Origin of the sequence: Burkholderia sp. BCC1972 (assembly GCF_905339605.1) — a bacterium.
Taxonomy (GTDB): domain Bacteria; phylum Pseudomonadota; class Gammaproteobacteria; order Burkholderiales; family Burkholderiaceae; genus Burkholderia.
Genome location: NZ_CAJPGH010000004.1, coordinates 138141 through 160750 on the forward strand (window position 1 = coordinate 138141; position 22610 = coordinate 160750).

The 22610-nt window shown below is 67.7% G+C and carries 23 protein-coding genes; 17 read left to right on the top strand and 6 right to left on the bottom strand.

Translation table 11 applies throughout. The features are described 5' to 3' along the window. Positions 1 to 87: 87 nt before the first annotated feature. Positions 88 to 681 (top strand): hypothetical protein, encoded by a 594-nt coding sequence (locus U5798_RS08255; RefSeq protein ID WP_124451122.1) that lies wholly within the window; start codon positions 88 to 90, stop codon positions 679 to 681. 18 nt (positions 682 to 699) lie between these two features. Here the strand turns inward: U5798_RS08255 and U5798_RS08260 are convergent, their stop codons facing one another. Both U5798_RS08260 and U5798_RS08265 read right to left on the bottom strand, forming a co-directional pair. After that, on the bottom strand, positions 700 to 1101 hold the full coding sequence (locus U5798_RS08260; protein WP_322081889.1) for a CopD family protein: 402 nt from the start codon (positions 1099 to 1101) through the stop codon (positions 700 to 702). Then, positions 1098 to 1406: a DUF3817 domain-containing protein gene (locus tag U5798_RS08265; protein WP_322081764.1), complete on the bottom strand. Its 309-nt coding sequence runs from the start codon at positions 1404 to 1406 to the stop codon at positions 1098 to 1100. The genes U5798_RS08260 and U5798_RS08265 overlap by 4 nt, the downstream gene beginning before the upstream one ends. A 106-nt stretch (positions 1407 to 1512) precedes the next feature. Between U5798_RS08265 and U5798_RS08270 the strand changes: the two genes are divergently transcribed. The 4 genes from U5798_RS08270 to U5798_RS08285 all read left to right on the top strand — a co-directional run bounded on the left by U5798_RS08270 (position 1513) and on the right by U5798_RS08285 (position 5799). After that, on the top strand, positions 1513 to 2460 hold the full coding sequence (locus U5798_RS08270; RefSeq protein WP_322081765.1) for a GlxA family transcriptional regulator: 948 nt from the start codon (positions 1513 to 1515) through the stop codon (positions 2458 to 2460). Between the two features lie 67 nt (positions 2461 to 2527). Then, a complete protein-coding gene (locus U5798_RS08275) occupies positions 2528 to 3448 on the top strand; it encodes a LysR substrate-binding domain-containing protein (RefSeq protein WP_185658152.1) in 921 nt (306 codons plus the stop codon). Between the two features lie 226 nt (positions 3449 to 3674). After that, on the top strand, positions 3675 to 4457 hold the full coding sequence (locus tag U5798_RS08280) for an ABC transporter substrate-binding protein (RefSeq protein WP_124451114.1): 783 nt from the start codon (positions 3675 to 3677) through the stop codon (positions 4455 to 4457). Positions 4458 to 4683: 226 nt separating this feature from the next. Then, positions 4684 to 5799 carry a succinylglutamate desuccinylase/aspartoacylase family protein gene (locus U5798_RS08285; RefSeq protein ID WP_322081766.1) on the top strand — a complete coding sequence of 372 codons (1116 nt, stop codon included), beginning with the start codon at positions 4684 to 4686 and terminating at the stop codon, positions 5797 to 5799. 136 nt (positions 5800 to 5935) lie between these two features. On the opposite strand, the gene U5798_RS08290 is transcribed toward U5798_RS08285, so the two are convergent. Then, complete coding sequence (locus U5798_RS08290; RefSeq protein ID WP_124451110.1) at positions 5936 to 6742, bottom strand: MetQ/NlpA family ABC transporter substrate-binding protein; 807 nt, start codon at positions 6740 to 6742, stop codon at positions 5936 to 5938. 595 nt (positions 6743 to 7337) lie between these two features. Between U5798_RS08290 and U5798_RS08295 the strand changes: the two genes are divergently transcribed. The 10 genes from U5798_RS08295 (at position 7338) to U5798_RS08340 (ending at position 16875) form a co-directional block, all read left to right on the top strand. Further along, on the top strand, positions 7338 to 8495 hold the full coding sequence (locus U5798_RS08295; protein ID WP_124451107.1) for a porin: 1158 nt from the start codon (positions 7338 to 7340) through the stop codon (positions 8493 to 8495). Positions 8496 to 8704: 209 nt separating this feature from the next. Then, positions 8705 to 8965 (top strand): DUF2866 domain-containing protein, encoded by a 261-nt coding sequence (locus tag U5798_RS08300; protein ID WP_011548992.1) that lies wholly within the window; start codon positions 8705 to 8707, stop codon positions 8963 to 8965. A gap of 124 nt (positions 8966 to 9089) precedes the next feature. Beyond that, positions 9090 to 9482, top strand: coding sequence for a DUF6232 family protein (locus U5798_RS08305; protein ID WP_322081767.1), 393 nt, complete (start codon positions 9090 to 9092; stop codon positions 9480 to 9482). Between the two features lie 190 nt (positions 9483 to 9672). Continuing rightward, positions 9673 to 9900, top strand: a complete 228-nt coding sequence (locus tag U5798_RS08310) for a hypothetical protein (protein WP_124451104.1) — start codon at positions 9673 to 9675, stop codon at positions 9898 to 9900. A gap of 236 nt (positions 9901 to 10136) precedes the next feature. Continuing rightward, positions 10137 to 12404 carry a TonB-dependent hemoglobin/transferrin/lactoferrin family receptor gene (locus U5798_RS08315; protein ID WP_322081768.1) on the top strand — a complete coding sequence of 756 codons (2268 nt, stop codon included), beginning with the start codon at positions 10137 to 10139 and terminating at the stop codon, positions 12402 to 12404. A gap of 49 nt (positions 12405 to 12453) precedes the next feature. Beyond that, positions 12454 to 13545 (top strand): hemin-degrading factor, encoded by a 1092-nt coding sequence (locus tag U5798_RS08320; RefSeq protein ID WP_322081769.1) that lies wholly within the window; start codon positions 12454 to 12456, stop codon positions 13543 to 13545. After that, complete coding sequence (locus U5798_RS08325; protein ID WP_322081770.1) at positions 13542 to 14459, top strand: helical backbone metal receptor; 918 nt, start codon at positions 13542 to 13544, stop codon at positions 14457 to 14459. Before U5798_RS08320 ends, U5798_RS08325 begins: the two co-directional genes overlap by 4 nt. 15 nt (positions 14460 to 14474) lie before the next feature. Next, entirely contained in the window at positions 14475 to 15563 is a 1089-nt protein-coding gene (locus U5798_RS08330) for a FecCD family ABC transporter permease (protein ID WP_124451083.1), read from the top strand. 19 nt (positions 15564 to 15582) lie between these two features. Further along, entirely contained in the window at positions 15583 to 16404 is an 822-nt protein-coding gene (locus U5798_RS08335) for a heme ABC transporter ATP-binding protein (protein ID WP_322081771.1), read from the top strand. A gap of 87 nt (positions 16405 to 16491) precedes the next feature. Continuing rightward, entirely contained in the window at positions 16492 to 16875 is a 384-nt protein-coding gene (locus U5798_RS08340; RefSeq protein WP_322081772.1) for a VOC family protein, read from the top strand. 22 nt (positions 16876 to 16897) lie between these two features. Here U5798_RS08340 and U5798_RS08345 read toward each other — a convergent pair whose 3' ends face one another. Next, positions 16898 to 17509 (bottom strand): trimeric intracellular cation channel family protein, encoded by a 612-nt coding sequence (locus U5798_RS08345; RefSeq protein WP_124451079.1) that lies wholly within the window; start codon positions 17507 to 17509, stop codon positions 16898 to 16900. An 8-nt stretch (positions 17510 to 17517) separates the two neighbouring features. Then, on the bottom strand, positions 17518 to 19638 hold the full coding sequence (locus U5798_RS08350; RefSeq protein WP_322081773.1) for a PBP1A family penicillin-binding protein: 2121 nt from the start codon (positions 19636 to 19638) through the stop codon (positions 17518 to 17520). A gap of 243 nt (positions 19639 to 19881) precedes the next feature. On the opposite strand from U5798_RS08350, the gene U5798_RS08355 reads away from it, so the two are divergent. Further along, positions 19882 to 20676 (top strand): aminoglycoside phosphotransferase family protein, encoded by a 795-nt coding sequence (locus U5798_RS08355; RefSeq protein ID WP_322081774.1) that lies wholly within the window; start codon positions 19882 to 19884, stop codon positions 20674 to 20676. Positions 20677 to 20795: 119 nt separating this feature from the next. On the opposite strand, the gene U5798_RS08360 is transcribed toward U5798_RS08355, so the two are convergent. Beyond that, positions 20796 to 21695 carry a LysR family transcriptional regulator gene (locus tag U5798_RS08360; protein ID WP_322081775.1) on the bottom strand — a complete coding sequence of 300 codons (900 nt, stop codon included), beginning with the start codon at positions 21693 to 21695 and terminating at the stop codon, positions 20796 to 20798. Positions 21696 to 21809: 114 nt separating this feature from the next. Here U5798_RS08360 and U5798_RS08365 point away from each other — a divergent pair, with 114 nt between their 5' ends. Then, entirely contained in the window at positions 21810 to 22592 is a 783-nt protein-coding gene (locus tag U5798_RS08365; RefSeq protein ID WP_322081776.1) for a glucose 1-dehydrogenase, read from the top strand. Positions 22593 to 22610: the final 18 nt, after the last annotated feature.

The following is a 22610-nucleotide window of genomic DNA, read 5'->3' on the forward strand; positions in this document are numbered from 1 at the left end:
TTGTCGGGACGGCGCCCCGCGCGGAAACGCCGTGACGCCAATCCGCGCCCGGTGCTACGATCGCGCATTGCCCCTTCAGGAGCCGCGATGAACGCGCTCGGCATCGTCTCCGAATCGACCACCCGCACCTCGGCGCGCAAGCCGCCGTTCATTCCGTCGTTCGGGTTTCACGAAGTGCATGAATCGCAGCCGATCGGTGCACCGCCCGCGCGCATCATCGATATCGTCGCGTCGCTCGACATGCGCACCGATCCGGTCGTCAACGCGCTGCTCACGGTGCGCGAACTCCCGACGACGCTCGTCGGCACGCTCCGCCACCGGCCGGCCCGCGACGAGCGGGCGCGCTTCGGCCTCCACACGTTCACACCGCTCCAGCGCGACGACACGTCGCTGTCGCTCGGCCTCATCGGACGCTTCTGGCGCCCGACGCTCGACGTGCGCGCGATCGCCGACGCAGCGGCCTTCACGCGCCACGACGACCCGCTCGATGCAAAGCTGGTGCTTCGCTTCGAGGTCGTCGGGCTCGCATCGGGTGCGCACGTGCTGCGCACCGAAACCTTCGTTCATTGCCCGAGTGCGCGGGCGCGCTGGCTGTTCATGCCTTACTGGCTCGCGATTCGGCTGGGGAGCGGCTGGATCCGGCGCCGGACGCTGGCGGCGGTCGAGCTGGCGCTGGCCTAGGGCCTGTTCACGCCAATATCAGAACGGCTTGACCACGACCAGCCCGACGACGATCGCGGTCGCGGCCACGACCGCGCCCGCTGCATGGCCGAGCCACGGCGCCGGCACGACGACGAGATCGTCGCGCTCCATGCGCCGCAGCGTGCCGGCCAGCATCCCGTGCAGTGCCGACAGCGCGACGACCACCACCAGCTTCACCGACAGCCACGCGGCGCCGAACCAGTGACCGTTCAACGCGATCGCGATCCCCGTGATCCACACGAGCGCAAGCGCGGGCGCCGTCACCGTGCGATCCCAGCGCCGCACCGTGCGATGCACGGCGAGGTTCGCGATCCCGATACCGACGGACAACATCAGCAGCCCGCCGACGAACGTGACGACGGCCGCCACGTGCACGGCCTTCAGTACCAGGTAGATCATCGTGCGTGCCGCTTGCGCGCGATCCATCCCGCACTCGCCAGCCCCGCGAACGGCACGACGGCCGACAGCACGAGCCGCGCGACCTCGCCCCGGCTCCACAGCCCGCTCGACGCGGTGCCGACGACCGCCCACACGTACATCGCGAACGCGATCCCGTGCACCGGGCCCATGATCGATACCGCGGCCGGATAGCCGGCCAGATGCTTGAGCGGCACGGCGACGCACACGAGCACGACGAGCGTGGCCGCCTCGAGCAGCGACAGGTACTGCAGGTTCCGCAACGCGTTGCGATCGTCTTGTTGCATCGTCAGGCTCCAGGTTGATCCAACGCGATTGTCGCGTGTGGTGCGGGTTCGAGCCATTGGCTAGAATGACATCTTTCAACGGATTCTGGCCACGGCCTCAGATGTCATGCACACGGTCGCCGTCCTCGCTTTGCCCGATGTCGTGCCGTTCGACCTGGGCGTCGCATGCGACACGTTCGCGCGCGTGTGCTTGCCCGACGGCGCACCTGCCTACCGCGTGCGCGTGTGCAGCGAGCAGCCGCGCGTCGCCGGCGACTTGTTCGAGCTGCGCCCGCCGTTTCGTCTCGACGCACTGGCCGATGCCGATACGATCATGGTCCCCGGCACGTCCGTGCCGCTCGCCCCGACGTCGCGCCGCGTGCTCGCGACGTTATGCGCGGCGGCCGCGCGCGGCTGCCGGATCGCGTCGATCTGCAGCGGCGCGTTCGTGCTCGCGGAAGCCGGGTTGCTCGACGGACTGCGCGCGACGACGCACTGGCTCGCGGCCGCCGAACTCGCGCGCCGCTATCCGGACGTCGACGTCGATCCCAACGTGCTGTTCGTCGACAACGGGCAGATCCTGACGTCGGCCGGCGCGGCGGCCGGCCTCGACCTGTGCCTGCACATGATCCAGGCCGACTACGGCGCGGCGGTTGCCGTCGACGCCGCACGCAGCGCGGTCGCGCCGCGCGTGCGCGAAGGCGGGCAGGCGCAGTTCATCGCGCCCGAATGGCCGGCCGGCGGCGACGGGCTGCAGGACCTGATGGACTGGCTCCAGGCGAACCTGCGCAAGCCGCTCACGCTCGACGCGATGGCCCGCAAGGCGTCGACGAGCGTGCGCACGCTGACGCGGCGTTTCCAGGAGCAGACCGGCACGTCGCCGCGGCAATGGCTGCAGACCGCACGCGTCAGGCATGCCCAGCAGTTGCTGGAAGTGACGGAACTGTCGATCGAGCATGTCGCGACGGAAGCCGGGTTCGGTTCGGTCACCGCGTTTCGCGAGCGGTTCGCACGCATCGTCGGCACGTCGCCGCAGCGCTATCGCCAGACGTTCCGCGCACGCGCCGGCGCGTGACGTTCATCAGGATCGCTACATAAGGCATGAAGCCGCCACCCCCTCCCGCGCCAACCGGACCCGACCGATGACCCGCATCCGCAACCCCCTGAACATCGCGCAGCTCCAGGCGTTCGTCTCCGCCGCGCACCTCAAGAGCCTGCGCGCCGCCGCGCGCGAACTCGGCGTCACGCAGCCCGCGATCACGCATACGATCCGCGAGCTCGAAACGGCGCTCAACGCGGAGCTGCTCGCGCGCAGCGTGCGCGGCGTCGAGCTGACCGCGTGCGGCCAGGCGCTGCTGCCGCGCGCCGAGCAGCTGCTCGGCGACATCCGCCGCACGGTCGAGGCCGTCGAGCAGGTGAAGGGCGAGATGGCGGGGCGCGTCGCGGTCGGCACGATGCCGTCGATCGCGCTGACTGCGCTGCCGCATGCGGTCACGGCGTTCCGCCGGTCGATGCCGAACGTGAGCCTGCACCTGGAGGAAGTGACGGTGCCCGACGCGCTCGCGCAGTTGCGCAACGGCACGCTCGACATCGCTGCGATGCACCATGTGCCCGCGCTCGACCGCGATTTCACGCAATCGCCGCTGCTGTCGACCGAATTCACGATCGTGATGCGCGAGGGCCATCCGCTCGCGCATGCGCGCCGTCTAGAGGAACTGCTCGATGCCGAGTGGATCGTCACCGTCGGCGCCGAACAGTTTCCGCATAGCGTGATGGTCGGGATGTTCGAGACGCACGGGCTGCCGCTGCCGAAACGTTTGCTGCGCTCGCCGATGTCGTTCGCGGTGACGCTCGGGCTCGTCGCGCGCTCCGACGTGATCGGCTGCTTCACGCGGCCGCTGGCCGAGATGGTCGCGCCGCTCGGCATCCGCACGGCCGAACTCGACGAGAGCATGCCACGCTTCGACCTGTCGATCATCGCGCGGCGCGACCTGCTGCCCACGCCCGCCGTATCGCAATTCGTCACGTGCCTGCAGCGCGCGGTCAACGAAACGCTCGGCTGAATCGTTCCTGTGTCTGAAACGGCGGCACCCGCGACGCGCCGCCGCCGGGCCCGGTATCGGGGCTTGTCCTAGGCGCCCTGCCGGTATTTTGTCTTGATAATCTTCCGCACGTCGCGCGCCCGCATCGGGTGGGCGAAACGGACAGTCCGACGCGAAGCCGCGGCGGACCGAAGGCTTACGGCGCGGCACAACCGCGCACCCATCGAACAAAACGAGGAGTCACCTGGTGAAAAAGATTCTTGCGGCTGTGACCGTTGCCCTGCTCGCCGTATCGGCTGGCGGCGCGTACGCAAAGGACTGGTCGACCGTGCGGTTCGGCGTCGACGCGAGCTACCCGCCTTTCGAATCGAAAGGCGCTGACGGCAAGGTTGTGGGTTTCGACGTCGATCTCGGCAACGAAATCTGCCGCCGCATCAACGCAAAGTGCGTGTGGATCGAGAACGACTTCGACGGGATGATCCCGGCGCTGAAGGCCCGCAAGTTCGACGGCGTGCTGTCGTCGATGTCGATGACGCCGGCGCGTGCCGAGCAGATCGCCTTCTCGGCGAAGCTGTTCAACACGCCGACGCGCCTCGTCACGAAGAAGGGCACGGGCCTGCTGCCGACGGCTGAATCGCTGAAGGGCAAGTCGGTCGGCGTCGAGCAGGGCACGATCCAGGAAACCTACGCGAAGACGTACTGGGCCTCGAAGGGCGTGAACGTCGTGCCTTACCAGAACCAGGACCAGGTCTACGCCGACCTGATCTCGGGCCGTCTGGACGGCGCGCTGCAGGACGCGGTGCAGGCCGAGATCGGCTTCCTGAAGACGCCGCGCGGCGCGAATTTCGACTTCGCCGGCAAGGATATCGACGATCCGAAGACGCTCGGCAACGGCGCCGGCATCGGCCTGCGCAAGGAAGACACCGACCTGAAGTCGAAGATCGACGGCGCGATCGCCGGCATGCGCAAGGACGGCACCTACGACAAGATCGCGAAGAAGTACTTCGATTTCGACGTCTACGGCAAGTAACACGGCCAGCCGGCGCACCATGCGCCGCAACGGAACGGGCGCCGCGAGGCGCCCGTTTTGCTTGGGCGCGCGGTGCACGCACCGTTATTTTTTCCGCGCCAACCTGATGATTCACAACGGAAAACGCAATGTTCTGGCGCCGGTTTGATGGCGGCGAGGAAGGCAACGTACAATCGATCTTCCACGCACACCGGATCATTCGCGGCTGCGCCGCACTCCCCTCATCATGCAAACGCAGACCCATCCGCTGATTTCCCCCGCCGTCGGCACCGAACGACAGATCACGAGCTTCCACTACGGCCCGCGCGGCGGCAAGAAGGTCTACATCCAGTCGTCGCTGCACGCGGACGAACTGCCCGGCATGCTGGTCGCCACGTTGCTGCGCCGCAAGATCGCCGCGCTCGAGACGGCCGGCAAGCTGCGCGGCGAAGTCGTGATCGTGCCCGTGCCGAACCCGATCGGCCTGTCGCAGCACGTGTTCGGCGATCACCTCGGCCGCTTCGAGCTCGGCTCGATGCAGAACTTCAACCGCAATTTCTACGATCTCGCGGCGCTGGTGCTGCCGCGCGTCGAACACCACCTCACGAACGATGCGCAACGCAACCTCGTCGCCGTGCGCGCCGCGATGCGCGAAGCGCTCGACGAGCAGAAGCCGCGCACCGAGCTCGACTCGCAGCGCCTCGCGCTGCAGAAGCTGTCGTTCGACGCCGATATCGTGCTCGACCTGCACTGCGACAGCGATGCGGTGATGCACCTCTACACGAATCCCGACCTGTGGCCGGACGTCGAGCCGCTGTCGCGCTATCTCGACGCACAAGCGTCGCTGCTCGCGCTGAATTCGGTCGGCAATCCGTTCGACGAAATCCACAGCTTCTGCTGGTCGGATCTGCGCAACCGCTTCGGCGACCGCTTCCCGATCCCGAACGGCGCGATTTCCGTCACGGTGGAACTGCGCAGCGAACGCGACGTGTCGTACGAGCTCGCCGAAAAGGATGCACAGGCAATCGTCGAATACCTGACCGAGCGCGGCGTCGTCGACGGCACGCCGGCGCCGCTGCCGCCGCTCGCGCATCCGGCCACGCCGCTTGCGGGCACCGATCCGCTCGTCGCGCCCGTGTCGGGCGTGATCGTGTTCCGCACGCCGGTCGGCGCGATGATCGAGGCCGGCGAGGCCGTGGCCGACATCGTCGACCCGCTGACCGATCGCGTCGTCACGTTGAAGAGCAGCGTATCGGGCGTGCTGTACGCGCGCCAGATCGTGCGCTTCGCGACGGCCGGCATGGAAGTCGCGCGGATCGCCGGCGCGACCGCGATCCGCACGGGTTCGCTGCTGTCGGCCTGAGCGGCCGGCCCGCGCGCCCGGTCACGGCGCGCATCGCACGCACCAACGAAATCGCCCGCTTGCGCGGGCGATTTGCTTTCCGGAGAGCGTGGCGCGGCGGCCGCTCAGGCCGCCGGCCGTTCAGCGTGAAGACCGTTCAGAAGGCCGGCACGATCGCGCCGCCGAACTTCTGGTCGATGAACTTGCGCACGTCGTCCGATTCATAGGCCGCAACGAGCTTCTTCACCCACGGCTTGTCCTTGTCCTGCGCGCGCACCGCGATCAGGTTCGCGTACGGGCCGCGCAGATCCTCGATCGCGATCGCATCCTTCACCGGCGTGAGCCCGGCCTTTACAGCGTAGTCGGTGTTGATCGATGCGGCATCGACGTCGGGCAGCGCGCGCGGCAGTTGCGCGGAATCAAGCTCGACGATCTTGATCTTCTTCGGGTTTTCGGCGATGTCGAGCGGCGTCGCGTTCACGCCGTTCGCACCGACGCCCGGCTTCAGCTTGATCACCCCGTACTTCTGCAGCAGCAGCAGCGCGCGGTTGCCGTTCGACGGATCGTTCTGGATCCCGACCTTCGCGCCCACCGGCAAGTCCTTCAGCGACTTGAGCTTCTTCGAATAGAAACCCATCGGCGCCGTGTAGGTGAGCCCGACGTTCACGATCTTGTAGCCGCGCTGCTTGATCTGGCTGTCGAGGAACGGCTGGTGCTGGAAGCCGTTCGCGTCGAGGTCGCCCGCATCGAGCGCCGCGTTCGGCTGCACGTAGTCGTTGAATTCGATGACCTTGATCGCGAGCCCTTCGCGCGCGGCGACCTTCGTCACTTCGGTCCAGATCTGTGCGTCGGGGCCGCTCATCGTGCCGATCTTCAGCGTTTGAGAATCGGCGTGCGCGCCGGGTGCGGCGAATGCCAGCGCGGCGGCGAGTGCGCCGAGGCCGGTCAGAATCGAGCGTCGCATGTGGTGTCCTCTTGTCCCATGTCGATTGTTGGAGGACGGATCGTGACACGGGGCCCAAACGCCACCAACCAAGCTTATTTCATGTGCATATTCCTGATCGCGATCGAATCTCAGCCGAAATCGGTATAACTCCCGCTATACAACCCGGGCAGAATTTAGGGCCTGCTTGCATAGGGAACATGCATGCGAATGCCCGAAATCGCTCGCAGGGCAAGAAGTGAGGAGCGCCGTTTGGCCGAGCCAAACAAGCGACGAGCGACGCCGCCATGCGGGCGATTTCGGGCATTCCCGTGGAACGTATTTTTCAATTTGGGGTTGCCACGAGAACGGCCGCTCGCCGCGTTGCGCTCCTTGGCGATACGCCAGTATTCGCGGCGTCGCGCGCCTCGCGAGCGGCCGTTCTCGTGGCAACGCATGCACGTTCCCTATGCAAGCAGGCCCTAATGTCGCATCGGCACCACACATTCTTCATATGACAGTCGCTGTCATATTCATTACGTGGCCCGCCGATAAAGTTGCGGCCGGTACGTGAAAGCGCCCAGAGAGAGCGCCGGAACCGCAACTGGACACGCCATTTATTCGCTCGGAGAATCCTTTGAACAAGAAACTGTTGACCATCGCCGTCCTGGCAGCAACGGCCGGCACGGCGCACGCACAAAGCAGCGTGACGCTGTACGGCGTCATCGATGCCGGTATCAGCTACGTGAACCACAGCAAGACCGCCAACGGCGGCACGGGCAAGCTGTTCAAGTATGACGACGGCGTTGCCCAGGGCAGCCGTTGGGGCCTGCGCGGCACCGAAGACCTCGGTGGCGGCCTGAAGGCGATCTTCGTGCTCGAAAACGGCTTCAACAGCGGCAACGGCACGATCGGCCAGGGTGGCGCGATCTTCGGTCGCCAGGCTTACGTCGGCCTGAGCCAGTCGCAATACGGCACGGTCACGTTCGGCCGCCAGTACTCGTTCTCGACCGACATCCTCGGTTCGAACTACTCGACGGGCGGCAACACCGTCGCGGGTAACTACGCGTACCACGTCAACGACATCGACCAGCTCACGTCGAGCCGCATCAACAACGCCGTGAAGTTCCAGAGCGCGAACTACTCGGGCTTCACGTTCGGCGCGTTGTACGGCTTCTCGAACTCGACGGACTTCGCCGGCGCACCGGCCACGACGACGGGCACGACGACGACCGCAGGCTCGTCGCGCGCATACAGCTTCGGCCTGAACTACGCGAACGGCCCGGTCTCGGTCGGCGCGGCGTACACGGACATCCGCTACCCGAGCCAGTCGACGCCGGGCTTCTCGACGACGATCGCGAACCTGAGCACGGGCAACGTCCGCGACCTGCGCACGTACGGCGTCGGTGGCCGCTACGTCTGGGGCCCGGCAACGGCATGGCTGCTGTGGACGCGTACGCAGTTCTCGACCGTTTCGGGCGCAGGCGGCACGTTCTACAACGCCTACGAAGCAGGCGCGAAGTACGCCTTCACGCCGGCACTGTCGGGCGGCCTCGGCTACACGTACACGAACGCGACGCAGAACGGCAACTCGTGGCACTGGAACCAGGTCAACGGTATCGCCGACTACGCACTCAGCAAGCGTACGGACGTGTACGGCCTGGTCGTGTACCAGCAGGCTTCGGGCAAGGGCGTGCAAGCGCAGATCGGCTCGAGCACGAGCTACTTCAACACGTCGGGCACGGGTTCGAAGAACCAGATCGCCGCACGTATCGGTATCCGTCACAAGTTCTAAAGCATCCGCTTAACTCGCGGATCACGACGGCAAGAAGCGCCCCGCTCCACGCGGGGCGCTTTTTTATGGGCTTTTAAGTTTCGCTTAATTCTGGGCTGAGAGGATGCTCTCACCCCCCCTGTTGGCCGCCTGAGCATCGGCGGCTTTTTTTTTAAGACACGCCGACGGCGCCGCCATCGATTGCCCACAAGACAGGATCGGAGGCCATGATGATCGAAGATACCGTTTTCAGCCATCTGCACGCGATTCTGACGTGCCAACACTCGCTGCCGGTCCAGAGCTGCCGCGTCTCGGTTGAAATGCAGCGGCCATGGGGCCGCCCGTATCGGCTCGTCGAATGGACGATGCACCTCGACGCACCCGCGCGGCGCCAGATCGTGCCGGCCGAATCGACCGACGAAGAGATCGCCGAGGTCGTCGCCTCGCACGTGCCGGGCCGGCTTTACGGCGACGGCCGGCTGCAGTTCTGAACGCATTCCCGCGCCACCCGCTTCCCGTCTTTCGGCCCTGCCGCACGCATCGTGCGGCAGTCGGTCTCGTTTGACGCGGCAATGAAACCTGCTACGCTGCGCGTTTTCGTCCACGCAACACACGATGGAAAACGCATTCAACGAACGTGGCGTCATGGTCACGCGCAACGGCCTGTCGACCGCCGGGCAGGTATTCGCACTGCGTGACATCCGCCAGGTCGACGTCGTCAAGATTCCGAAGAACCGCCTCGTTCCGTCGCTGATCTCGCTGATCGGCGCGGCCACTGCCGTCGCCGGCGGCATCGGCGCGTCGAGCGCCGCGCTCGTCGTCGGCGTGATGCTCGTCGTCGTCGGCTATCTCTCGTGGGCCACGCAGGACATCACGTACCGGCTGATGGTCGAGATGCCCGACGGCCAGCGCGAAGCGCTGTCGAGCGCCGACGCCGAGTTCGTCGAACGCGTCGCGCAGGTCGTGCGCGATGCGCAGGCCGCGAAGGCCGCCAGTCCCGCCGGCTGATTCCGTTCGCAGCGCACGCTGCACGCTTCGATCCGCGATTGCCGTCCGCGCGCGACGCATTTCGTCGCGCGTGGCGTTCCCGTCGCATCGCATTCCTCCACGTGATCGCCTGCCTCGCGCCTGCGTTGCATGCGCCGACCGCCTAGTATGGAAAGAGCGGCTCGCCGCCGCATCGTCCGAGGAGGCCAGCATGAACGTTCAATCGCTGTCCGGCACGCTCCGCGCACAGGAACTGCTGATCGTGTCGATGATCCGCGCGCTTCCCCCTGACACACGCCGTGCGCTCGTCGACCTCTACACCGAACAGATCGTGTTCGCCGAGCAGGCGGGCCTCGACGTCCACAGCGATCGCGCGACGCACGATGCGTTCATCTCCCACGCGCGCAACCTGCTGATCCGTATCGAGTCGCTGGCCTGACCGGCCGGCGATTTCCCCGGAATACCCCGCCGCGGCTCGCGCCGGCCGCAGGCGAGCGCTCACTCACACGCGTCGTGTTTCGTTCTTGTATTGATAATAATTCTCATTTACACTGGTAAAGTTATCAGTTGCCTTTCAATTCGCCGTTTGCCGCCTGCCGCGCGCAAACGGGCCAGCCAGGTGAACGCGTCACCCAGCCAGCCTTCGGGCTTGTTATCGTCAATGGGAGACCACCTGTGCATTGCTATACGCTGGCGCGGCGGCCGATCTGTGCCGCGCTGTTCGGCGCGTTCGGCCTGTCCGCCGCCACGGCTCACGCCGATTCGTCGCCGCAAGGCGCCACCCTGCCTTCCACCGTCCTCGTCGCCGCATCCGCACGCGGCGATGCGGCGCTGCTCGACCCCGTCACCGTCACGGCCACCCGCACGGCCACCGCCGCGAGCCGCACGGCGGCGTCCGTGTCGGTGATCACCGACGAGGACCTCGAGGAACAGCAGGCCACCAACATCAAGGACGCGCTGCGCTACGAGCCGGGCATCACGGTGCGCCGCACCGCGTACCGGCCCGGCAGCGCCGCGCTCGGCGGCGGCCGCGACGGCGATTCGAGCATCAACATCCGCGGCCTCGAAGGCAATCGCGTGCTGCTGATGGAAGACGGCATCCGCCTGCCGAGCGCGTTCTCGTTCGGCCCGCTCGAAGCGGGGCGCGGCGACTACGCCGATCTCGACACGCTCAAGCGCATCGAAATCCTGCGCGGGCCCGCGTCGGCGCTGTACGGCAGCGACGGCCTGACCGGCGCGGTGAACTTCATCACGAAGGATCCGCGCGACCTGCTATCGGTCTACGACAAGCCCTATTACTTCTCGTTCCGGCCGAGCTACGACTCGGCCGACCGCAGCATCGGCGCGACCATATCGGCTGCGGGCGGCAACGATCGCATCCAGGGGATGATCATCGCCGACGGCCGGCGCGGCCACGAAGTCGACACGCGCGGCAGCAACAACTCGGCGAGCACGCTGCGCACGACGTCGAACCCGCAGGACGTCTATTCGGAATCGCTGCTCGGCAAGCTCGTGCTGACGCCCACCACGCGCGACACGTTCAAGTTCACCGCCGAGACGGTGCAGCGGCGCGTGAGCACCGACGTGCTGTCCGCGATCAATGCGCCGGCCACGCTCGGCCTCACGACCCACGACCGCCTCGAGCGCAACCGCTTCAGCGTCGACTACGACTTCCGCGACGACGCGTTCCGCTGGTTCCAGACCGCGCACGTGCAGTTCTACTACCAGGACGCGAAGCAGGACCAGTACGCGTTCGAGACGCGCGGCAGGCAGCCTTCGCGCTCGCGCGACAACCAGTACAAGGAACGCACGTTCGGCGGCTCCGCGTTCGCCGAGAGCGGCTTCGCGACCGGCCCGTTCGCACACAAGCTGCTGTATGGCGTCGACGGCAGCCTGTCGCGCGTGACGAACCTGCGCGACGGCACGGTGCCGGGCGTCGGCGAGGCGTTCCCGAACAAGGCATTCCCGGACACCGACTACACGCTGTTCGGCGCGTTCGTGCAGGACCAGATCGGCTACGGCCGCCTGCTCGTCACGCCGGGCCTGCGCTTCGACACGTACCGGCTGAGCCCGACCGAAAACGATCCGCTGTTCACCGGCAAGGCCGTGTCGACGAGCGCGAACGAACTGTCGCCGCGCGTCGCCGTGCTCTACGAGATCACGCCGGCGGTCATTCCGTACGTGCAGTACGCGCACGGCTTCCGCGCACCGACGCCCGACCAGGTGAACAGCAGTTTCTCGAACCCCGTGTACGGCTACACGTCGATCGGCAACCCGAACCTGAAGCCCGAGACGAGCGACACGTTCGAGGCCGGCCTGCGCGGCAAGGCCGGCACCGGCTACGGCGTCGTGCGCTACAGCGCGGCCGCGTTCACGGGCCGCTACCGCAACTTCATCTCGCGCACGACGATCGCTGGCAGCGGCCGGCCGGCCGACCCGTTCGTGTTCCAGTACGTGAACTTCGCCGACGCGCGCATCCACGGCCTCGAAGGCCGCGCCGAATGGGCGATGCCGAACGGCATCACGCTGAAGACGGCGATGGCGTTCACGAAGGGCTCGACGCAGAACGACGGCGCGGCCAGTCAGCCGCTCAACACCGTCAACCCGTTCTCGGCCGTATTCGGCGTGCGCTATGAGCCCGGCGAACGCTGGTTCGTACAGGGCGACCTGCTGTTCCAGGCCGCGAAACGCGACAAGGACGTCGACAAGTCCGACTGCTCGAACAAGGCTTGCTTCACGCCGCCGTCGTCGTTCGTCGTCGACCTGCGCGGCGGCTATCGCTTCAACAAGCACGTGAGCGCGACGATCGGCATCCGCAACCTGTTCGACCGCAAGTACTGGAACTGGTCGGACGTGCGCGGCATCGCGGCCGATTCGCAGGTGCTCGATGCGTATTCGTCGCCCGGCCGCACGGTCGCCGTCAGCATGAAAGTGGATTTCTGATGCGCGCCGCCCGCGCAACCACCTCAACCGTTACACGAAGGAGTCCGACATGATGCAATCCGCCCTTCCCGGTCAACCAGCCACGCCGGCCCGCGCGGCCGCCGCGCTGCGCGACGCGTTCATCAAGCTCAAGACCGAGCGCCAGTTGCGCAACCGCGACGTTGCGCAGGCGCTCGGCGTCAGCGAAGGCGAGGCGCTCGCCGCGTTCGTCGGCGAGCACGTCGTGCGGCTCGACGCGCGCTTTCCGGCGATGTTCGAGGAAATGCCGCGCCTCGGCCGCGTGATGGCGCTCACGCGCAACGACACGGCCGTCCACGAGAAGGACGGCGAATATGCGCAGATGAGCCATGACGGCCCCGTCGGCCTCGCGCTCGGCGACATCGACCTGCGCATCTTCTATCGCCACTGGGTGTCGGCGTTCGCGGTGCGCGACGAAACCGCGCACGGCCCGCTGCAGAGCCTGCAGTTCTTCGACGCGCAAGGCCATGCGATCCACAAGGTGTACCTGCGCGCGCACAGCGACCATGCGGCGTACGACGCGTTCGTCGAACGCTGGCGCGCACCGTCGCAGGAGCCGGGCCTCGACGTCGCGCCCGCCGCACCGAAAACGCCCGAGCGCGCCGATACCGAGATCGACGTCGCGGGCTTCCGCGCCGCGTGGGACGCGATGACCGACACGCACCAGTTCTTCGGCATCACGCAGCGCTTCGGCGTGAGCCGCATGCAGGCGCTGCGCCTTGCCGATCCGCGCTACGCGTATCCGGTCGAGACCGCGCATGCGCTGCGTCACGTGCTCCAGCAGGCCGCACGAAGCGGCCAGCCGATCATGGTATTCGTCGGCAACGCGGGGATGATCCAGATCCATACGGGCCCCGTCGCGAACGTGCGCGAGGTCGGCGCGTGGATCAACGTGCTCGACCCCGACTTCAACCTGCATGTGCGCGAGGACCTGATCGCCGCCGCCTGGGTCGTGAAGAAGCCGACGAGCGACGGCATCGTCACGTCGCTCGAACTGTTCGACCGGCAGGGCGACCACGTGGCGCTGCTGTTCGGCGAGCGCAAGCCCGGCAAGGTCGAACGCGACGACTGGCGTGCGCTCGTCGCGACGCTGCCGGTGGCCGCGCGTGGGGACGCGCGGTGAGCGCGCGGCCGTTCGATACGCGCCGCCGCGCAGTACTCGCCGGCGCGGCGGCCGGTGCGCTCGCGGGCGCGCTGCCCGGCAGCGTGCTCGCGCAGGTTGCTTCGGCCGCGCAGAAACGCGTGGTCGTGATCGGCGGCGCGCTCGCGGAAACCGCGTTCGCGCTCGGCGGTGCCGAGACGCCGCGCTACCGGCTCGTCGGCGCCGACACGACCTGCACGTATCCCGACGCCGCGAAGCGTTTGCCGAAAGTCGGCTACCAGCGCGCGCTGTCGGCCGAAGGGCTGCTGTCGTTGCGGCCCGATCTCGTACTTGCGTCGGCGGAAGCCGGCCCGCCGACCGCGATCGCGCAGGTGAAAGGCGCCGGCGTCACGGTCACGACGTTCGACGAGCGCCACGACGTCGAATCGGCGCGCGCAAAGATTACCGGCATCGCTCAGGCACTCGACGTGCGCGACGCAGGCACCGCGTTGCTGCAACGCTTCGATCGCGACTGGCAGGCCGCGCGCGACGCGGTCGCCGCACGCGCGCCCGGCGGCGCGCAGTCGCAGCGCGTGCTGTTCGTGCTGAACCATACCGGCAACCAGGCACTCGTCGCCGGCCAGCGCACGGCCGCCGACGCGATGATCCGCTACGCGGGCGCGCGCAACGCGATGCAGGGCTTCGATCACTACAAGCCGCTGACGACCGAGGCGCTCGCGGCCGCCGCGCCCGATGTCGTGCTGATCTCCGACGAAGGGCTCGCGGCCGTCGGCGGTCGCGCCGCGCTGCTGGCAACGCCCGGCTTCGGCGCGACGCCGGCCGGCCGCGCGCAACGCGTGGTGTCGCTCGATGCGCTGTTCCTGCTCGGCTTCGGTCCGCGCCTGCCGCTCGCCGTCACGACCCTGCACCGACGCCTGTCGGATGCGCTCGCCTGATTCCGGATCGCCACGATGCCCGCTCACGCTTCGCCCTTCTCCACGCCGTCGCCCGCCTCGCGCTCCGGCGCCGCGCGCGTCGGCACGTCGCGCCGCGTTGCCCCGTTTGCACTGGCCGCGCTCGCAGCGCTCGTGTGCGCGATGTCGGTCGTCGCGCTGTGCGTCGGCGCGTACCGCATTCCGCTCGCGGAAGCGTGGGCCGCGCTGACCGGCGATGCCGCCGCGCAGCAGGCGCGCGCGGTGCTGTTCGACATCCGCGCGCCGCGCGTCGCGCTCGCGCTGCTGGTCGGCGGCGGCTTCGGCGCAACCGGCGCCGCGATGCAGGCGCTGTTCCGCAATCCGCTCGCCGATCCGGGCCTCGTCGGCGTGTCGAGCGGCGCCGCACTCGGCGCGACGACGATGATCGTGCTCGGCCCCGCGCTCTTTGCCACGCACGCGAGCGCGGCCTTGCTGCCCGTCGCCGCGTTCGCGGGCGCGCTCGCGGTCGCCGCGCTCGTCTACCGGCTCGCCGCGTCGCGCGGCCGGCTCGCGCTGCCGCTGCTGCTGCTCGCCGGCATTGCGATCAATGCGCTGGTCGGCGCGGCCATCGGGCTGCTCACGTTCGTCGCCGACGACGCGCAGCTGCGCTCGCTGACCTTCTGGAGCCTCGGCAGCCTCGGCGGCGCGCAATGGTCCGCGCTGGCGGCCGTCGCGCCGTGCGTCGCGGTCGGCTGCATGCTGCTCGCGCGCGAACGCGATGCGCTGAACGCGCTGCAGCTCGGCGAAACCGAGGCGTTGCACCTCGGCGTGCCCGTGCAGCGGCTGAAGCGGCGCGTGCTCGTCGCGGTCGCGCTTGCGGTCGGTGCACTGGTGTCGTGCGCGGGCATCATCGGCTTCATCGGGCTCGTCGCGCCGCATTGCGTACGCCTCGCATGCGGCCCCGACCAGCGCATCGTGCTGCCCGGTGCCGCGCTGCTCGGCGCGTTGCTCACGCTCGCCGCCGATCTCGCCGCGCGCACCGTCGCCGCACCGGCGGAAATTCCGCTCGGCGTGCTGACCGCGCTGCTCGGCGCGCCGTTCTTCCTCGCGCTGCTGTGGAAAAGCCGCGGTGCGCTCGGCGGGTAATCCTTTCTTCACGACGACCATGCTGACCGCTCACCACCTCGACGTCGCCCGCCGGCACGACACGATCCTGCGCGACCTGTCGCTGTCCATCGAACCCGGCCGCGTGACCGCGCTGCTCGGCCGCAACGGCGCGGGCAAGAGCACGCTGCTGAAGACCTTCGCCGGCGAACTGACCGGCAGCGTCGCGCCGAACGGCGTGCGCGTGACGGGCGACGTCACGCTGAACGGCGAACCGCTCGCGCGCATCGACGCGCTGCGGCTCGCATGCCTGCGCGCGGTGCTGCCGCAGGCCGCGCAGCCGGCCTTCCCGTTCAGCGTCGACGAAATCGTGCTGCTCGGCCGCTATCCGCATGCGCGGCGCAGCGGCGCGACGTCGCACCGCGATCGCGACATCGCGTGGCGTGCCCTCGAACGCGCGGACGCCGATGCGCTCGTCGGCCGCGACGTCACGACGCTGTCGGGCGGCGAACTCGCGCGCGTGCAGTTCGCCCGCGTGCTTGCGCAGCTATGGCCGAACGACGACGCGACGGAAGGCGGCCCGCGCTACCTGCTGCTCGACGAGCCGACCGCCGCGCTCGACCTCGCGCACCAGCATCGCCTGCTCGACACCGTGCGCGCTGTCGCGCGCGAATGGCAGCTCGGCGTGCTGGCGATCGTCCACGATCCGAACCTCGCCGCGCGGCACGCGGATACGATCGCGATGCTCGCCGACGGCACGATCGTCGCGCACGGCGCACCGCGCGACGTGATGACGCCCGCGCATATCGCGCAGTGCTACGGGTTCGCGGTGAAGATGGTGGACACCGGCGACGGTGCGCCGCCGGTGATGGTGCCCGCGTAGCGCGAGGGCGCCGCATCGCTCGATGCATTGCCGTTGTCCGCACCTTTCGATCAAGATCGACCGTACATTCCCGTCGAGGAGACCGACGTGCCGCTTCCGATGACCCGCATCATCCTGTACGTCCATGACGTCGCGCTGCTGAAGGCGTTCTACCAGCGGCATTTCGAGCTACCGGTCATCGAGGAGATCGATGGCGAATGGGTCGTGCTCGACGCAGGCGCGATCGAACTTGCGCTGCATCTGGCCGGCCCCGCTTTCCGCCATGCGGGCACGCTCGCGCGTACGCATACGGACACCAGCAACGTGAAACTCGTCTTCGGCATCGGCACCGATATCGCCGCGCATCGCGACCGGCTCGCCCGCGACGGCGTGACCGTGCGCGATCTCAAGCGCTACGACGGCTTCCCGTACCGGATGTTCGATGGCCTCGATCCGGAAGGAACCGTCTTTCAGGTGATGCAGCGCGATTGAATGCAGGCGCGGCCGCAAGCACTCAGTGTTCCAGGTCCGCCGCGCCGAACGTCCGCATCTTCCACCCGAGCCGCACGGCGAGCATCCGCATCGAGAACCCGGCCGCCAGCGCGACGATCGTCGCAAAACCCGCGTCGATACCAAGATGCTGCATCCCGACATACAGCCCGCCCGTGACGAACGCGACGCTCGCATAGAGCTCTTCGCGCAGGATCAGCGGCATCTCGTTGCACAGCAGGTCGCGCAGCATCCCGCCGCAGACGCCCGTGATCGCACCAGCCAGCACGACGATGATCGGTGCGGTGCCGGTCGACGCGCCGACGTCGCAGCCGATGATCGTGAACGCCGCGAGGCCGATCGCATCGACGGTGACGAACAGCGCCTTCATCCGAGCGACGTGCCGTGCCGCCCACGACGCGACGGTCGCCGCGGCCAGCGTGATCACCAGGTATTCCGGGTGCGCGATCCAGCCGAGCGGATAGTGGCCGAGCAGCACGTCGCGCACGGTGCCGCCGCCGAGCGCCGTCACCGCGCCGACGAGCGCGAGCCCGAAGCGGTCCATCCCGCGGCGCATGCCCATCAGCGCCCCCGACATCGCTTCCGCGACGATCGCAATCAGATAAAGCGTATGCATGGTGCGCGTCAGTCGTCGGTCCGGAACAGGTCGAGCACGCGTTCGCGCTCGGCCGCATCGACGGCCGCAGGCATCGGCTCGTCGTGCCTGCCGCCGTCGCGCTGCGCATCCGGCGCATCAGCTGCCAGCGCACCGCCGCATGCGAAGCGGCTGCGAATGTAGGACGGCACGTCGGCCGTACAGGCGCCGTGCGTGTATTCGGCGTAGACGAAGTCGCCGTCGACGAGCGCGACATCCTGCGGCGGCGTCGCATCGACCGGCGTGCGCCCGTCGACGGCCGTCTTCATGTAGTCGAGCCAGACCGGCAGCGCCAGCGTCGCGCCGGTCGCGCGCCCCATCGGGCGCGGCGTGTCGTAGCCGAGCCACGCGACCGCGACGATGCCCGACGAGTAACCGGCGAACCACACGTCCTTCGAGCCGTTCGACGTGCCCGTCTTGCCGGCCGCATCGTCGCGGCGCAGCGCGAGCGCGCCGCGCGCGGTGCCGGCGCGCACGACGTCGCGCAGCATGCTGTCCATTACGAACGCGTTGCGCGCCGACACGACGCGCCCGCCCGACGGCGCGGTCGCTTCGTACATCGCGCCGCCGTGACGCTGCTTCACCGACAGGATCAGGCGCGGCTCCATCCGCGTGCCGCCGTTCGCGAACACGCTGTACGCGCTCGCGAGTTCGAGCGGCGTCACCGCGCCCGCGCCGAGCGCAAGCGGCAGCGACGCCGGATTGCGCTGCGCGTCGAAGCCGAAATGCACCGCGTGCTGCTGCACGTAGCGCGCGTCGGTGGCCTGCATCAGGCTGACCGCAACCAGGTTTTTCGAGCGCACGAGCCCGCGCCGCACCGGGATGAAGCCTTCGTAGCGGTTGCCGAAATTGCGCGGCCGCCATGGCTGCGCGCCGGTTTCCGCGCGCGTGAGCGTGCGCTGCGTGTCATCGACCAGCACGCCGGGGAAGTAGCCCTTCTCCAGCGCCGCCGAATAGACGAACGGCTTGAAGCTCGAGCCCGGCTGGCGATACGCCTGCAGCGCATGGTCGAACACGTTGCGGTTGAAATCCGCGCCGCCGACCAGCGCGAGCATGTCGCCGGTAGCCGCATCGAGCGACACGAGCGCGCCTTCGAGCCCGTTGCGCGCATCGCGCTGCGCGCGCGGCTGCCGGTTCAGCGTGCGCTCGAGCGCCGCTTCGGCCGCGCGCTGGTCGCGCATCGAGATCGTCGTCGTCACGTCGAGGCCGAGCGTGTACGCGTCGTCATGAAACCGCTCGACCATCATCCGGCGCGCACGCTCGGCGACATACGGCGCCGCGACGATCCCGGGCGGCGGCGTGGTCGCCAGCGCGATCGGTGCGTCGACGGCCGCGCGATACGTCGCGTCGTCGAGCTGGCCGAGCGCATGCATGCGGCCGAGCACATAGTTGCGCCGCGCGGTCGCACGCGTCGGATTGACGACCGGGTTGAACGCCGACGGCGCCTTCGGCAGCCCCGCGAGCACGGCCGCTTCGCCCGCGCTCAGCGCATCGAGCGGCTTGCCGAAATACACGTTCGCGGCGGCCGCGAAGCCGTACGCGCGCTCGCCCAGGTAGATCTCGTTCATGTAGAGCTCGAGCAGCTTGTCCTTGCTGTATTCGCGTTCGAGCTTGGCCGCCATCAGGATCTCGGCGAGCTTGCGGCTCAGCACCTTGTCGCGCGTCAGGTAGAAGTTGCGCGCGACCTGCATCGTGATCGTGCTGCCGCCCTGCCCCGGCTGCCCCGTGACGACGTTCGCGAACGTCGCGCGCGCGAGGCCGCCGACATCGACCGCGCCGTGCTCGTAGAACTTCGCGTCCTCGGCCGCGAGCAGCGCGTGACGCATCAGCGGCGGGATACGTTCGAGCGGCACGAACTCGCGCCGCTCGACGCCGTATTCGGCGAGCAGGTCGCCGTCGCGCGAGAAAATCCGCAGCGGCAGCGCGGGACGATAGACGGCCAGATGCTCGACGGACGGCAGCTGCGTCCAGATGCGATCGATCGTCCATGCACCGATGCCCGCGCACGCGAGCGTCAGGCCCAGCAGCGCGCCCGCGAGCGTGCGCCACACGCGGCGGCGGTGTGGCGGCGGCGCAGGTGGCGGTGGAGGGTTGGCGGTGTGGTCGGTCATGTCGGGCTCCTTCTTCAGTGCCCGCGACAGCCGGCGCAAGAGGGGCACCGACCGGTCACGGAAGGCGCGCATTGTCGAAGGGATGGCCCGAAACCGGAAGATTCTTTAGCCAAAGTTTGGCTGGCTAAATTTTATTTAGGAAAGCGCTTCGGGGCCCGCACGCACCGTGTATGCGGATCTGCGGCATGACGCGGCAGCCGAGCGCGCCGGGCACGCGAGCCGGTTCGCTTGTACCATCGTCGGATGTTCGATCGATACCTCACCCTGTGGGGCCTCGTCCCCGACGGCGGCCCGATCCTGACCGCGAGCGGCGGCCTGTTGCCGGTCGTCTGGCACGCGCGGCCCGCGATGCTGAAGGTCGCCACATGCGACGAAGAGCGGCGCGGCAATGCGCTGATGAGCTGGTGGAACGGGCAAGGCGCCGCGCAGGTGTGGCAGCACGACGGCGACGCGATCCTGCTCGAACGCGCGCAGCCGGCGCCGTCGCTGGCCGCGTTGTCCGCATCGGGCCACGACGACGACACGATGCGCATCGCCTGCGACGTCGTCGCGCGGCTGCACGTGCATCGTGCGCCGCAGGTGCCTCCGGTCGTGCCGCTGCATGACTGGTTTTACGCGCTGCTGTCGAACGATGCCGACCACGACGCGCTGCGCCGCTCGGCGGCGATCGCTCGTCAGTTGCTGGCCGAGTCGCCCGTCGACGAAGTCGTCCTGCACGGCGACATCCATCACGGAAACATCCTTCATTTCGGCGATCGCGGCTGGCGCGCGATCGACCCGAAAGCGCTGCGCGGCGAGCGCACGTTCGATTACGCGAACCTGTTCTGCAATCCCGCGCATGACATCGCGGTCGATCCCGTGCGTTTCGAGCAGCGCGTTACGGTCGTGGCCGACGCCGCGCAGTTGGACCGGCACCGGCTATTGCAGTGGATTCTCGCGTGGTCGGGCTTGTCGGCGGTATGGCTGATGGAGGACGGGCTGCCGCCCGATACGCGGCTGCAGGTTGCGACGCTGGCAGCAGCGGCACTCGGCCCGTAGCAATGCGCCCCGGATCGGGACGCAGGCCGTCGCGGATGCACCGGTAGCCGCTTTCAGCGTCGCATCCTGGCGGATACCGCCCCGTGGCCGAGGATGCGTACCGACGGTTGACCAAAGGCTCACGTGGATGAAAAAAGTGTCGCGGCCCAATCCGCGAACACACGTACCTTGGTGCTGTATCGTCGGCTGGGCGGATATGCGATATAGACCTCGAGCGGGTCTGGCCGCCATCTCGCGAGAATGGGCACCAGTTTCTTTTGCTCAATGAACGGGCGAACCATAAAGTCCAGCGTGTGGACGATGCCCAAACCAGCCAGTGCGGTTGCAAGATGCGCATTGCTCTCGCTGACAAGAACATCGTTGCGCACCTGCCCGAGCGTAATCGACTCCTGGCCTCGGCGAAACGCAAGGGGCTGCGTCATACCGGTACTGGCGGAAAAATATCCGACCACCGGCATGTTCCTGTCCACGATGTCTCGCGGATGTTTCGGAATGCCATGCTTCGAGAGATACGCCGGACTCGCACAGGTGGTCCACGCCAGCGTACCGATCGGACGCGTCACGAGATCCGGGTCATCCGACGTGCTTCGGATCGCACAGTCGATGTTCTCGGCGATCAGATCCGTGGTGCGGTCGGTCACGCCTAGCTGGACCGTGATATTCGGATAGCGGGCAAGAAAGGCCGGCAACTCGGGAATGAGGATGCCGCTTGCGGTCGACCCGCCGGCATCGATTCTGAGTACACCGCGCGGACTCGCCTGATCCTGGCCGAGCGTGGCCTCGATGTCGTCGAGCTCGCTGAGCAGTTGCCGCGCGCGCTCGTAGTAGGCCGCGCCATCGGTCGTCACGCTGACCCGCCGCGTATTGCGTTCCAGCAACTTGACGCCGAGATGCGCTTCCAGCGATTTGACCCATTTGCTCGCTGTGGCGTTCGGCATGTTCAGGGAATGGGCCGCCCGCCCGAACCCGCCTGTCTCGACAACGCGGAAGAACACGCGCATCGCCTGCAAATGGTCCATCGTCTGGCTCCAATTATCTACAGATGTGCATAGAGAAAGCACAATTTACCCATTTATCTGCATATGTGCTTAATCTAGGATGAGTCATCGGCTAAATGAATCGGGCGCCTTGAGATGACAACCTCCCTTTACGACAACATCCATTCGACGAAGCATGCGGGAAAGATCGCGCTCGTTACCGGCGGCAGTACCGGAATTGGCCTCGCCACCGCAAAGCGCCTGGCGCGCGAAGGCGCCACGGTGTTCGTTACCGGGCGACGGCAGGCCGAGCTGGACGCGGCGGTATCCGAGATCGGTCACGGTGCGCACGCGATTCGCGGCGACATTTCGTCCGCAGAAGATCTCGAGCGCATCGTACGGACGGTCACGTCGGCCCACCAGAGAATCGACATCCTGTTCGCGAACGCCGGCGGTGGAGAATTTGCGAGGCTGGGCGACATCACCGAAGCGCAATTCGACAAATACTTCGGCATCAACGTGAAAGGGACACTGCTCACCGTGCAAAGCGCGCTGCCGTTCATGCCGCCTGGTAGCGCGATCGTGATCACGGGGTCGATCTCGTCGATACAGGGCGTGCCGTCGTTCGGTGTCTACGCGGCCACCAAGGCGGCGCTGCGATCGTTCGCACGAACTTGGGCATCCGATCTCAAAGGCCGTGACATCCGGGTCAATGTGGTTGCGCCGGGCGTCGTCGTGACGCCGGCTTACAAAACCGAACTCAGGATGACTGACGAGCAGATCGACGCGTATCGCCAGGAAGTGGCCGAGACGACACCGCTTGGCCGGGTCGGCACCACCGACGAGATCGCCAAGGCGGTTTCTTTCCTCGCATCCGACGATGCGAGCTACATCACCGGTATCGAGATGTTCGTCGACGGCGGACGCGTTCAGGTCTGACGCTCGTCGCAACGTATC

Excerpts from the sequence above, each read along its gene's own strand:
- U5798_RS08360 (WP_322081775.1), bottom strand. The coding sequence starts at position 21,695 with ATGGACCATTTGCAGGCGATGCGCGTGTTCTTCCGCGTTGTCGAGACA.
- U5798_RS08335 (WP_322081771.1), top strand. The coding sequence starts at position 15,583 with ATGCTGACCGCTCACCACCTCGACGTCGCCCGCCGGCACGACACGATC.
- U5798_RS08350 (WP_322081773.1), bottom strand. The coding sequence starts at position 19,638 with ATGACCGACCACACCGCCAACCCTCCACCGCCACCTGCGCCGCCGCCA.
- U5798_RS08260 (WP_322081889.1), bottom strand. The coding sequence starts at position 1,101 with ATGATCTACCTGGTACTGAAGGCCGTGCACGTGGCGGCCGTCGTCACG.
- U5798_RS08365 (WP_322081776.1), top strand. The coding sequence starts at position 21,810 with ATGACAACCTCCCTTTACGACAACATCCATTCGACGAAGCATGCGGGA.
- U5798_RS08285 (WP_322081766.1), top strand. The coding sequence starts at position 4,684 with ATGCAAACGCAGACCCATCCGCTGATTTCCCCCGCCGTCGGCACCGAA.
- U5798_RS08265 (WP_322081764.1), bottom strand. The coding sequence starts at position 1,406 with ATGCAACAAGACGATCGCAACGCGTTGCGGAACCTGCAGTACCTGTCG.
- U5798_RS08275 (WP_185658152.1), top strand. The coding sequence starts at position 2,528 with ATGACCCGCATCCGCAACCCCCTGAACATCGCGCAGCTCCAGGCGTTC.
- U5798_RS08305 (WP_322081767.1), top strand. The coding sequence starts at position 9,090 with ATGGAAAACGCATTCAACGAACGTGGCGTCATGGTCACGCGCAACGGC.
- U5798_RS08330 (WP_124451083.1), top strand. The coding sequence starts at position 14,475 with ATGCCCGCTCACGCTTCGCCCTTCTCCACGCCGTCGCCCGCCTCGCGC.
- U5798_RS08270 (WP_322081765.1), top strand. The coding sequence starts at position 1,513 with ATGCACACGGTCGCCGTCCTCGCTTTGCCCGATGTCGTGCCGTTCGAC.
- U5798_RS08355 (WP_322081774.1), top strand. The coding sequence starts at position 19,882 with ATGTTCGATCGATACCTCACCCTGTGGGGCCTCGTCCCCGACGGCGGC.
- U5798_RS08290 (WP_124451110.1), bottom strand. The coding sequence starts at position 6,742 with ATGCGACGCTCGATTCTGACCGGCCTCGGCGCACTCGCCGCCGCGCTG.
- U5798_RS08300 (WP_011548992.1), top strand. The coding sequence starts at position 8,705 with ATGATCGAAGATACCGTTTTCAGCCATCTGCACGCGATTCTGACGTGC.
- U5798_RS08345 (WP_124451079.1), bottom strand. The coding sequence starts at position 17,509 with ATGCATACGCTTTATCTGATTGCGATCGTCGCGGAAGCGATGTCGGGG.
- U5798_RS08255 (WP_124451122.1), top strand. The coding sequence starts at position 88 with ATGAACGCGCTCGGCATCGTCTCCGAATCGACCACCCGCACCTCGGCG.
- U5798_RS08320 (WP_322081769.1), top strand. The coding sequence starts at position 12,454 with ATGATGCAATCCGCCCTTCCCGGTCAACCAGCCACGCCGGCCCGCGCG.
- U5798_RS08310 (WP_124451104.1), top strand. The coding sequence starts at position 9,673 with ATGAACGTTCAATCGCTGTCCGGCACGCTCCGCGCACAGGAACTGCTG.